Origin of the sequence: Coralloluteibacterium stylophorae, assembly GCF_018122625.2 — a bacterium.
Taxonomy (GTDB): Bacteria; Pseudomonadota; Gammaproteobacteria; order Xanthomonadales; family Xanthomonadaceae; genus Coralloluteibacterium; species Coralloluteibacterium stylophorae.
On record NZ_JAGQFT020000008.1, the window covers coordinates 15,706 to 27,135 of the forward strand.

Consider the following 11,430-nt stretch of genomic DNA (forward strand, 5'->3'; position numbering starts at 1 on the left):
GATGCCCGAAGTCTGCAATCTGGACCATGGTCCAGAGTCAAGCCCCCGTCCGCAGCGGGCGCGAGACGGGCGATCCCGCGCCCAGGAGCGTGCCTCAGGCCGCCATGGCCGCGCAGCTGTCCGCACAGCGACGGCAGATGTCGGCGCAGCGCTTCATCTCAGCATCGTCGCCCATGCTCTCGCAGGCGGCGGCGCACTGCCGGCAGACTTCCGCGCATGCACCGCAGGTAGCGGTATGGATCGCCGCCCCGCGCAACATGGCGTCGGCACTGGTGGCGCAGATATCGGCACAGGTCGCCAGCAGACCGATGTGCTCGGACGCGGCATGCTGTCCGCCCTTGCCGAGGCAGTAGTTGATGGTTTCCAGGCAGATCGCATGACACTGGGTGCAGTTGTCGATGCACTCGTTCATGGCCTGGGGTCGATGGGCTGCAGTGTGGTGGGTCATGTCCTACTCCTTGGTAGTGCGATAGCGGGCGAAAATCGGTGCGCCCGCATCACCGTCCCCTTTTTGACTGCCTGCTTCAATGCCGGGCGAACACCTCCGTGCTGCCGTCGCTGGTTACGAGTTCGACCGTGTGGGGCTCGGTCTGGCCGCTGGGCACTTCCATGCCGGGCGAGCCCAGCGGCATGCCCGGCAGCACCAGTCCCCTTGCGTCCGGTCGCTGCGCCAGCAGGCGCTTGACGTCCTCGGCCGGCACGTGGCCCTCGATCACGTATCCGTCCACCTCCGCGGTATGGCAGGAGCCCTTGCCGTACGGCACCCCCAGCCGTTGCTTGACCGGGTGGACGTTCTGGACGTTGCGCACCTCGACCGGAAACCCGGCCTGGCGCATGTGCTCCACCCACAGCTCGCAGCAGCCGCAGGTCGGGCTCTTATGGACGACCATCAGCGGCAGTACGTCGTCCGCCACCGCGTCAGTGGCGGCCGGGGCCATCTCCGAGGTGGTGGGGGCCGGTGCGGCCGATGACGACGGCTGCTGGCCGCAGGCCGCCAGCGCTGCACTGGCGGCCAGCAGGATCGTGAGGCCGGCGGATTGCCGAAAGTTCAAGATCGCCCCCGAGTCAGCGCTTGGGTCGCGAGGACCAGTGGATGTGCGCGATGCGCCAGCCGTCCGGCGTCTGCTTGAGCACCATGGTCTCGGTGCTGAGCAGCACCAGCGGCTTGCCGTCCTTTTCGGCGTGCAGCTCGCTCTCACTGCCGATCCAGACGAGGTCACCGGCAGCGCGTGCACGCCGGCGCAGCAGCTGCCGGTGCGTGCCCTTCAGGAACTTCGCATCGCTGATGGCGTGATGGCCCAGGTATTCCTCGCGGCTGCGTTCGGCGCCGCCCGACTCCAGGATCAGCACGTCCGGCGCCAGCAGCGCTTCCACCGTTTCGAGATCGCCGCGGGACAGGGCGGCACTGAAGCGCTCGGCGACCGCCACGGCGGCTTCGGCTTCCGAGGGCACGTCCAGTTGCGGCTGTTCCGGTGCTGCGGGCGCGTGGTGCGCGTGCGAAGCCGTGTCCGGCTGCGTCTGGGCGGACGCGGCGCTGACGCCACCCGCGGCGAGGATCAGGACAAGCAAGGTTGCGACAGATTTCATGCGTGGTGGCTCCGTGGTCAGTGTTCGTGGTCGTGGCCGTCGTCGGCCGGAGGTGCCTGCGGCGCCGGGTGCGACTCGACGGTGCCGTCGGCATGGCGGTGCTCGATCATTTGCGGCTGTTCATCGGATTGCGCCTCGGCTCCGTGGTGATCCGCAGGCGTGCCAGGCGGATGCGCGTGCGGCGCCTCGCCGCCCTCGCCGTGATGGTCGTCCGTGCCGGCCGGTGGTCCGGCCGGCGCGTCGTCGTGCGGCGGCGTGCCCGGCGGACGCTCGTGGGCCGCGGAACCGCCGGCGGCTGACGCGCCTGCCGCCGGGTCGCCATGATGGTCCGGAGCGGCGCCTTCCCCATGGGCATGCGGCTGCGTCTCCCCGCCCCCGTGCGAATGGCCGCCGCTGCTGGCGACCATCGCCTGGTACTCGGCCGCGTCGAGCGTCGGCAGCACCTGCAGGAAGGCGGCCATGTTCCAGACGTACTCGTCGGCCATGCTCTCGCCCCAGGCCGGCATGCCGGAGGCTTTGATGCCGTGCTTGATGACCCAGAACGCTTCGGCGGCATCGACCGTGTGCCGGGTGAGGTCGGGCGGCGCCGGATACAGGCCCCGGCTCAACTCCGTTTCCGCCATGCTCGGTGCCAGATGGCAGCCGGTGCACATGGCGGCGTAGTTGCCCGACCCTTGGATGATCCGCGCCTGATCGTCCAGATCCGATGGCACCTGCAGGTCGTCCGCGCGCACCGCGATCGAGCGCTCGCGCACGGTTTCCAGGATCGAGTGGACCACTTCGGTGTGCGGCTCGTCGGCGGCGATGTTGTACAGGCCCGACCAGATGTACCCGGCGATCGCCATCACGGCGATGCCGAGGACGACGATCAGGATCAGCAGTGCTTTGCGTGTCGTTGAAACCATGGTGTCGTGTCTCCCCCTCAGAACCAGATGCGGACACCCGCAACGACGCGGGTCTCTTCGATGTCGCCGAGCTGCTCTCGCCTGAAGTCGGCGGTGCCGCCATAGGCGCGCTCCCACACCACGCCGATGTAGGGCGCGAACTGGCGGTGGAACTCGTAGCGCAGGCGGAAGCCGGCCTCGAGCGTGCTCAGGCCGTCGCCAATGCCGCGCTCCGGGTCGTCCTGTCCCCACGCTTCGGCCTCGACCAGCCACTGCCCGATCAGACGGTTGGTGAACAGCGTCTCGTACTCGGTTTCGAGCGCGAGACCGGTCTGTCCCGACTCGCCGAGGTAGGCCGTGGCCTCGACCTCGAACTTGTAGGGCGCCAGACCCATCACGCCGAACACGGCGAAGGTCTGCGACGGCCCTTCCCCAAAGTCGTGGCGGACGCCGGCGACCAGGTCCCACCACCGCGCGATCGCGCGGCCGTACAGGACCTCGACATCGGCGGACTCCGTGGTGCCGTCCACGCGCTCGCCTTCGCTGCGCAGCCACACGCGGTCGAGATCGGTGCCCACCCAGGCCAGCGCCTCCCAGCCCACGCCGGTGCCCTCCTCGTCCGCGTCCCATGCCTCCAGCCGGTCGAGCAGCCAGAACGAATGAATGGATTTGTCGTGGACGGCGTGCCCATCGACCTCGGGGAAGGCCGCGGCACGATCGGCCGGTGTCACCGGTGGAATCGGATCGCGCGGCGGCGCGGTGGCGGGCAGGTCCGGATCCATGGCGGTGTCATGGTCCATGGCGGCCTGGTCCATCGGCTCGGCTTGCGGGGTGGCCGGTGGCATGGCGTGGCCCGCATGGGGATCGGCCGGTTCCTCCGATGCTTTAGGCGCTGGCTGGGCCGGTTCGGTGGGCGCATGCATCGAGTGATCGACCGCCCGTTCCGATTCCTGCTCGGTCGGTTCGGCAGGCGGCATGCGGTGGTCGGCGTGCGGGTCCTCTTGCTCGGAGGCGTCCTGCACCGGCGCAGTGGGCTCCACCGGCTGGTGCATGGAATGGTCCATTTCCTGGCTCCTGGCGGGGGTCAGGCCGAGCGCCAGCACCACGGCGGCAGCAACGGCGGCGACACGGGGATGACGGTTGGACAGGTTCATGGCGCTCACTCCCTCACCTGCACTTCCCGGAACATGCCGGCTTCCATGTGGTAGAGCAGATGGCAGTGGTAGGCCCAGCGGCCGAGCGCGTCGGCGCGCACGCGGTAGCTGCGCTTGCTGCCGGGTGGCATGTCGATGGTGTGCTTGCGGACCATGAAGTTGCCGTTCGCATCCTCCAGGTCGCTCCACATGCCGTGCAGGTGGATCGGGTGGGTCATCATCGTGTCGTTGACCAGCACGATGCGCATGCGCTCGCCGTAGTTCAGGCGCAGCGGCTGCGCGTCGGAGAACTTCAACCCGTCGAAGGACCAGGCGAAGCGCTCCATGTGGCCGGTCAGGTGCAGCTCGACGGTGCGGCCGGGCTCGCGGCCATCGGGATCGCGGAAGGTGCTGCGCAGGTCGGCGTAGGTCAGCACCCGGCGGCCGTTATCGCGCAGGCCAATGCCGGGATCGTCGAGCTTGGGCAGCGGGTTCATGGTCTGCATGTCGACCAGGGGATTGCCTTCCTCGCTGGCCGGGTGCTGCTGCATGCCGGGGCCGCCGTGGTTCATGGTGGTCATTGGTCCGGGCACCATCGAGGACGTGCCCAGATGCTGGTTGCTGTCGATGCCGGCCTTCATGCCGGTGTGGTCCATGTTCGAATGGTCCATGCCGGCCATCGCGCCGCCGGCCATGGCCACCATGTCGTGGCCCATGCCGCCGTGGCCCATCATTCCGTGACCCATGTCATCCATGGTCAGGATCGGCCGCGGGTCGACCGCAGGCACCGGCGCCCGCAAACCTTCGCGCACAGCCAGGGTGCCGCTGACGTAGCCGGTGCGGCCCATGTCCTGCGCAAAAATGGTGAAGGCATCCTGCCCGGACGGCTCGACGATCACGTCGAAGGTCTCGGCGGTGGCGATGCGGAACTCCTCCACGCTCACCGGGTGCACGTACTGGCCGTCCGCGGCGACCACGGTCATCCTCAGGCCGGGGATGCGTACATCGAAGTGCGTCATCGACGAGCCGTTGATGAAGCGCAGCCGCAGCTTCTCGCCGGACCGGAACAGCCCGGTCCAGTTGCCGAGCGCGGTCGTGCCGTTCATCAGGTAGGTGTAGGTATGGGCGTTGACGTCCGAGATGTCGGTCGGCGTCATCCGCATCTCGCCCCACATCTTGCGGTTCGCCAGCGTGGATCCCAGTCCGTGCTGCTGCACGTCGTCGATGAAGTCGCCGACGGTGCGCTTGTAGTAGTTGTCGTAGTCCGATCGTTTGTTGAGCCGGTCGAACAGGTAGGTCGGATCCAGGTCGGTCCAGTCGGTCAGCATGACCACGTAGTCGCGGTCGTAGGCGAACGGCTCGGGCTCCAGCGGATCGATCACCAGCGGGCCGTACAGCCCGGCTTGCTCCTGGAACGCGGTGTGGCTGTGGTACCAGTAGGTCCCGCCCTGCACCACGTTGAAGCGGTAGTGGTAGGTCTCGCCGCGGTGGATGCCGTCGAAGCTCAGCCCCGGCACGCCGTCCATGTTGGCCGGCAGCAGGATGCCGTGCCAGTGGATCGAGGTGGAGTGGCCGTGGATCGAATCGGGTGGCAGCGCGTTCGTGACCCGGAGGTTGACGGTGGTGCCTTCGCGCCAGCGCAGCAGCGGCGCTGGGATGGAACCGTTGACCGTGATCGCGGGCCGCGTCACGCCGGTGAAGTTCGCCGGCGTCTCGCCGATGGTCAGGTCGAACTCGGTGCCCGACAGGATGTTGGGCACGCCCTGGGTGCGCAGCGCCCAGCTCTGTCGGGGCCACAGCCCCAGTCCGGCAACGGCACCACCTGCCGCCAAGCCCTGGACGAAGCGGCGCCGCGAAACCTGAGACGGCCCGCCGGCCCTGCGGCCGAAAGAATCGGATGACATGAAAAAACTCCGGAAAAGCGTCAGAGAACTCGCCTGACAGGCAGGCGACGAGCTGGCCGACCCGGCGTACGGGCGGGCCAAGGAGCGCCGTTGCGGCGCCAGGAGACGCTTAGACGATCGGCGGTCGGATCAGATGAGGCAGCGCAGGCGAAGCGTGCACCGAGAACATCGGTCGCACGCTGTCGCCGTGCTCGATCGACGCGAGGCTCACGACCTCTGTTGCGGCGGTTGCATGGACCGGGTGCATGCACGCGCAACTGCAGACGCCTGACTCGCAGCAATCCGGCGATGGGGTGCCCGGGCCGGGAGAGGCGTGCAGGTGTCCGCCGGAACCGGGATGTGCAGTCGTCGCGACCTTCGCCTGACCGGCGTCGTGACACGGCATCTCGCCCTCCGCACCAGCGTTCGCGGTGGATGCCACCTGCGACGCGGCTGCAGGCTTGTCGACATGGCTCATGTGCACTGCCGCCATAGCCGTCGCGGTCCCGTCCAGCACCAGGACGAGAGCGAGCAACAGCCGCAGCAGCACAGAGCGGATCGACATGAATCTAGTTTACCCACACACGTAAAGCACCGGTGATCGTCTGGAGCTAGCTCCAGAGTCACGGGTTGCCGGCCGAGCGCCGCGGCGATGAGCAGGTCGGGCAGCCGTTGCGATGAAGCCGCATTCCGCCGTGGCCACATAGTGTCTGGGTCTTGGGCCAGTCGCTAATGGCTGGACCAACGCACTACTCAAGACCGGCGGACACAAACACGAATAGCGCGAAGCCACCCACGAACGCCATGGCGGCGGCCTTGGTGTCGCCACCGTGCTCGTGGGCCTCACCGAGCAGGTCTTCTATCGCGGCCAAGGACAAAAGTCCCGCGATGGCCGCGAGAGCGCCGAATTTCCATAGGTCGCTCGCATCCTTGAGCACCAGGTGCGCAAACGTGGCGGCCAGTAGCACCGGAACGGCGAACGACGCCATCATCAGCAGTCGCTTGCCGCGCGATGCGTCATTCGCCCGGAACGAGGCTGCAGCGGCATAGCCTTCGGGCACGTCCGCCAGCACCTGCCCTGCCGCCAACTTCAGCGCGAGCGCGGTGGCGACTGCACCGCCGGAGCCGATCATCAATCCGTCGCTCAGCAGATCGATCGCTACGGCCGCGTAGATCAGCCACATGCGCTTCCCGCCGCGATTTGCGCCCGCCAATCGCTGGGCGCCGGCGTCTATCGCCAAGTACAGCACGCCGCCCAGTACGAACGCCGTTCCTACCGCCCACCCTGACAGGACCGCGCTGGCTTCCGGCAATAGCTCGGTCGCGACGATGGCGAGCATGATGCCGACGGCGGCATGCAACGCGAGGCTCAGGATCCGAGCTGAGGGTCGCCAGATCTCCGCCAGCACACCGCCGGCGAAATTGCCGGCGGCCGGGAGCAGTGCCAAGCCGAGGATCGGAAGGAGTTCGTCCATCACAGCTACCGCCTGTCTCCTGCGCTAGGGGCGCGAAGGTTAGCGGCCCAGAGATACAGGCGACGTGAGGCGGAGCCTCTTGGGCAGTCGCATCGACAAGCACAAAACAAGCCCGTGCTGCTGCAACGTAAAGGCCCGTGACCTGAGCCCTGGGATCACGCCTGTTCGCCCACGCGCAGCTCTGCCCAGGCATTGCTAAGCACCCGCCAAGCAGAACGCAGGAACATCACCAGCAACGCCGCGGCGATGAGCAGATCAGGCCAGCCAGCGTCGAACAGCCAGACGCCCACGGCTGCCAGCAGAACCGCGAAGCCTTCGAACACATCGTTGCGCGAACACTCCCATGCCGAGGCCATGTTCACATCTCCATGGCGATACGGAGTCAACAACCATAGGCAGATACCATTGAACGCTAGGTTGAGCAGCGCGGCGATGCCGATGGCTTCGAAGATCGGCACCTCCGGATGCGCGAGACGCCAGCCGACTTGGACCGCCACCGCCATTGCGGCCCCAAGGATGAGCAATCCCTTGAGCAGCGCGACTTTGGCCTTGGCCCGTGTGCTGGCGCCGATCACAGCGATGCTCAACAGGTAGGTGAGTGCATCGCCCAGGTTGTCGAGGCTGCCCGATAGCAGCGACGACGATCCGCTGTAGATGGCCGCCGAAAGCATCATCACGAACGTGGCGATGTTGATCGCCAGCACGATCATCAGCACCCGCCGCTGCCGCGCCTCCATGGCGCGGATATCGACAGTGCCGCTGCAGCATGAATCGCCCATGGGTCAGCCCTCCAGGACTTTCTGACTAGACTCGGTGTCGCGGTGCCAAGGTGAAGGGTTAGCGCTCTGCCGCGGCGGCAGTTCGGCGGTTGTAGATCAACCCGGCTATCAGGAGGAGCAGCGCGGCCGCTTGCGCAAGAACCACCTGCAGCGACGGATGCACACCAAGCCAGTCGATCCTCGGGAAAGAGATCGGCGCCACACTCAGCCATCCGGCCTCCTGCAATGCGGCTACGCCCTTGCCGGTCAGTACGACCGCGAGGATCGCCATCAGCAATGAACTCCAGAAGAAGAACCGCCCGATCGGCAGCTTCCGCGAGAACTGCAACATGGTCACCGCGACGACCACAAGAATCACTACACCCACGGCAAAGCCGGCCAGAATCATGCTGTTGTCGCCACCGCCGTGCCACATCGCCGAGTAGAACAGGATTGTCTCGAAGACTTCCCGGTACACCGCGACGAAGCTCAGGACCAGCAGGAACCAGGCCGACTTGCCGGACAATACGCGCGACAGCTTCTGCTGTAGATATTGCTGCCAGAGACCGGCATAGCTCTTTTGATGCAGCCAAAGCCCCACGCTCACCAAAACAACTGCGGCGAACAGTGCCGAGAATCCCTCGACGACCTCACGTTGTGCACCGCTGATGCTGACCACGTACGTGGCCAGAGCCCAGGTTCCGGCGCCAGCCAGCAAGGCACCCACCCAGCCGGCGTGGACGTAGGGCAGCACGTCTGGTCGTTCCGCCTTGCGCAGGAACGCCACGATTGCGATCACGATCAGCAACGCCTCCAGGCCTTCGCGTACGAGGATCGTCAAGGCGCCCACGAAACCGGCCCAGCCGGCATTGTCGGCTGTGCTCGACAGTACCGTTTCCGCCTTGTCGAGCAGCGAGGCGGCCGTGACTGCACGTTGCTTCACTTCTTCAAGTCCGGCTTGTTGGTCGATGCTGGCACGCAGACTCAGCATGCTCTGCTCGATGTCACGCATGAGGTCCGGCGCCCGGGTCGCCAGTTGCGGTTCGACGGGCTCAAAACCATCCAGATACGCCGACAGCGCAGCCGACTTGGCGGCCGTTTGGTCGCCTCGGCCGTACGCCGCCACGGCATTCGCGAGGCGAGTGTGCGCGAGCGACAACTGCGAGCCCGTGGCCGGCACGGAAGCCGCAGGGTGGCGCCGCAGAAAGGCGGTGATCGCACGCGCCTGTTGCTCACCCACTTCATTCGCCAGCGTTGCGGGCGTGATCTGCACCAGTTCTTGCAGCGTGGCAAGCGGGTTTTCGGCGCCTTTCGGTGGTTCGGACGTCTCCTCGGCCGCGTACGCGAACTGCCCTACATGGAAGGCGAGCGCCCAGCGATCCTGATCGGACAGATGCGCGTAGCTGGTCATCGCCGTGCCTTCCAGGCCCTGCGTGATGACCTGATAAAGCCCGAACAGACTGCGTTCTCGCGCACGCGCCTCATCGGTGAAATCGATCGGCGGCGGTTCCATTCCAGCGGCGGCCGGACCATCGCCCGCGCCGGCCACTCCGTGGCACGCCGTGCACATCTGCTGATACAGCGCGGCCCCGCGATCCACGTCCGGCGGCTGCGAGGGCGCGAGCGGGACGGGATACGCCGCAACGAGAGCCGTTGCCAAGGAGCGCGCCTGACGGGCGACCTCGTCAGGCGGAGCATGGGCTTCGACCAGTCCGGTCAACTGCGCAGCGTCCTCGCGTAGCTCGGGTTTTTGGGCATTCGCAGGTAGCGCCGCGATCTTCTCGCTGGCCGTGGCGGAAAATTCCTGCATCTCCGCGTATTCGGCAGGGCTGATCACCTTGCCACCCTGCACGGCGCTTGCGTAATCGACGGCGATGTAATCGAGCAGGCGCCAGACCACGGCCGCCTCCTGTCCGGGCGACTGCGCATAAGCGACTGGTACGGAAGCAAGCACCAAAAGGGTGGCGAGGAGCCACTGCAAATGCGCGCCGCTTCGGAGTGCATGAAACTGCTTCTTCATCATCGGATGTGAGTCTCAGAACTACGGCTCTGTGCAGCGCGATGGTGTTGATCACGCGGCGAGGCGAGCAACCCGACGAGGAACATGCCGCTCGCGCCGGCGACGATAGCCATATCGCTCAGATTGAACACCGGCCAATAATGGTCGCGCCAGTACCACTGGATGAAGTCGACCACATGGCCTCGCAGCAAGCGATCGATGACGTTGCTTAGTGCGCCTCCGATCACCAAGGCGTAAGGAAGTGCAGTTTTCCAGTCGTCTGTTGGCGTCTTGCTCAACCAATAGCCGAGCAACCCCGTGATGCACAATGCCAAACTGACGAGTAGAGGTTGTTGCCAGCCGCCTGCATCACTGAGAAGGCTGAAAGCTGCACCGGTGTTGTAGCTGCGATACCAGTTCCACCAGCCCTCGACGACAGGGACAGCTGTGAACTCGGGGAGCGAAGTCAATACCCAGTATTTGCTCAGCTGGTCCGCCACGATCACGAGGAGTGATGCGAGCAGCCAAGCAAGTGCTTTTGGATTGGGATTGCGGAGCAGTGTCTTCTTCATCAGGTGTGAGCCTTATGGCCCGGCCGTATCAGACCCGTGTGCTTTGCGCTTGGCCTGACGAGCTTCCGACAGGATTTCAAATGCCTCGCGGATCACGTACAGGCCGATCAACGTGCCAATGATCAGGTCCGGATAGCGCGTGTTCGTGACTGCGACCAGGACGCCGGAGAGGACGACGCCGACGTTGGCCACCACATCGGCACGGGTGAAGATCCAGCTTGCGCGCAAATGCACACCGCCAGAACGTAGCGGACTCAACATGCGCAATACGGTCATGTTGACCACCAAGGACAGCAGCGCCACGCCGATCATCCAACCGCTCGCCGGCTCACTGCCGAAGATCGCCCGACGTCCAACCTCCACCAGCACGCCCAGTCCCAGCAGCAACAGCACGCCGCCACTGCCATAGGCGGCGTTGGCCTTGAACCTCGCGCTGCGTCCGATCGCAATGAGGCCAATGGCGTAGGCGCTGGCGTCCGACAGCATGTCCAACGCGTCGGCTAGCAATCCAGTCGACTGGGCCATCCATCCGGCGATTCCGCCGATCAACGCCATCGCGGCATTGAGGGCCAATGCAATCCAGAGAACACGCCGCTGTTTCGGGTTCTCGGCTTCGGGATGGCAGCCACAGTCACTCATGTTCATTCTCGGTTGATTGACCGCAGCGATTTGCGGCCAAGGGGGCAACATCGCATGCTAAAGCCTGTAGCCACTACAGGGTCAAGCCATGAAGATCGGGGAGGCCGCCGCCGCGAGTGGTTGTCATCTGGAAACTGTGCGTTATTACGAGCGGATCGGGCTGCTGCCCGCGCCCCCGCGCACGTCCGGTGGCTACCGCGACTACCGGCCGGCGGATGTCGACCGGTTGCGGTTCGTCAGTCGCGGTCGCGACTTGGGCTTCTCGCTCCCGGAAATCCGCAGTCTGCTGCGTCTGGCCGAGAATGAAGCGCTGTCCTGCCAAGAGGTCGACCAGCTGGCGCGGGGTCATCTGAAAGACATTCGGACCCGGCTCGATGACCTGCAGCGGATGGCATCGGAACTGGAGCGCGTGATCCACAGCTGCGACGGAGGAGAATGCGGTCAATGCACCATCTTGGAGACGTTGCGCCATGCCCCTGCCAGCCATCCCTGATCTGGGT

Annotated in this window: 13 protein-coding genes; 1 reads left to right on the forward strand and 12 read right to left on the reverse strand. The window is 65.9% G+C overall.

Going from position 1 to position 11,430, the window contains the following annotated elements:
* Window positions 1-94: 94 nt before the first annotated feature.
* From KB893_RS12285 to KB893_RS12340, 12 genes are all read right to left on the reverse strand, one after another.
* Entirely contained in the window at window positions 95-448 is a 354-nt protein-coding gene (locus KB893_RS12285; RefSeq protein WP_211927230.1) for a four-helix bundle copper-binding protein, read from the reverse strand.
* A gap of 76 nt (window positions 449-524) precedes the next feature.
* Window positions 525-1,052: a DUF411 domain-containing protein gene (locus tag KB893_RS12290; protein WP_246505633.1), complete on the reverse strand. Its 528-nt coding sequence runs from the start codon at window positions 1,050-1,052 to the stop codon at window positions 525-527.
* 13 nt (window positions 1,053-1,065) lie between these two features.
* Window positions 1,066-1,587, reverse strand: coding sequence for a YybH family protein (locus KB893_RS12295; protein WP_211927231.1), 522 nt, complete (start codon window positions 1,585-1,587; stop codon window positions 1,066-1,068).
* A gap of 17 nt (window positions 1,588-1,604) precedes the next feature.
* On the reverse strand, window positions 1,605-2,432 hold the full coding sequence (locus KB893_RS12300) for a c-type cytochrome (RefSeq protein WP_211927236.1): 828 nt from the start codon (window positions 2,430-2,432) through the stop codon (window positions 1,605-1,607).
* A gap of 77 nt (window positions 2,433-2,509) precedes the next feature.
* Entirely contained in the window at window positions 2,510-3,577 is a 1,068-nt protein-coding gene (locus KB893_RS12305) for a copper resistance protein B (RefSeq protein WP_338026941.1), read from the reverse strand.
* Between the two features lie 53 nt (window positions 3,578-3,630).
* Window positions 3,631-5,508 (reverse strand): copper resistance system multicopper oxidase, encoded by a 1,878-nt coding sequence (locus KB893_RS12310; protein WP_211927233.1) that lies wholly within the window; start codon window positions 5,506-5,508, stop codon window positions 3,631-3,633.
* A gap of 109 nt (window positions 5,509-5,617) precedes the next feature.
* The gene (locus tag KB893_RS12315; RefSeq protein WP_211927234.1) at window positions 5,618-6,052 is read right to left on the reverse strand and encodes a CopL family metal-binding regulatory protein; all 435 of its coding nucleotides are present in this window, start codon (window positions 6,050-6,052) and stop codon (window positions 5,618-5,620) included.
* Window positions 6,053-6,236: 184 nt separating this feature from the next.
* A complete protein-coding gene (locus KB893_RS12320; protein WP_213173751.1) occupies window positions 6,237-6,962 on the reverse strand; it encodes a ZIP family metal transporter in 726 nt (241 codons plus the stop codon).
* Window positions 6,963-7,117: 155 nt separating this feature from the next.
* Window positions 7,118-7,741, reverse strand: a complete 624-nt coding sequence (locus KB893_RS12325; RefSeq protein ID WP_211926796.1) for a cation efflux transmembrane domain-containing protein — start codon at window positions 7,739-7,741, stop codon at window positions 7,118-7,120.
* 58 nt (window positions 7,742-7,799) lie between these two features.
* Entirely contained in the window at window positions 7,800-9,743 is a 1,944-nt protein-coding gene (locus KB893_RS12330) for a cytochrome c/FTR1 family iron permease (RefSeq protein ID WP_238978798.1), read from the reverse strand.
* The gene (gene lspA, locus KB893_RS12335; protein ID WP_211926804.1) at window positions 9,740-10,279 is read right to left on the reverse strand and encodes a signal peptidase II; all 540 of its coding nucleotides are present in this window, start codon (window positions 10,277-10,279) and stop codon (window positions 9,740-9,742) included. Before lspA ends, KB893_RS12330 begins: the two co-directional genes overlap by 4 nt.
* Window positions 10,280-10,303: 24 nt before the next feature.
* Window positions 10,304-10,930 (reverse strand): cation diffusion facilitator family transporter, encoded by a 627-nt coding sequence (locus KB893_RS12340; protein ID WP_052101301.1) that lies wholly within the window; start codon window positions 10,928-10,930, stop codon window positions 10,304-10,306.
* Between the two features lie 88 nt (window positions 10,931-11,018).
* On the opposite strand from KB893_RS12340, the gene KB893_RS12345 reads away from it, so the two are divergent.
* Window positions 11,019-11,423 carry a MerR family transcriptional regulator gene (locus KB893_RS12345; protein ID WP_036209411.1) on the forward strand — a complete coding sequence of 135 codons (405 nt, stop codon included), beginning with the start codon at window positions 11,019-11,021 and terminating at the stop codon, window positions 11,421-11,423.
* The last annotated feature ends 7 nt before the right edge of the window (window positions 11,424-11,430 follow it).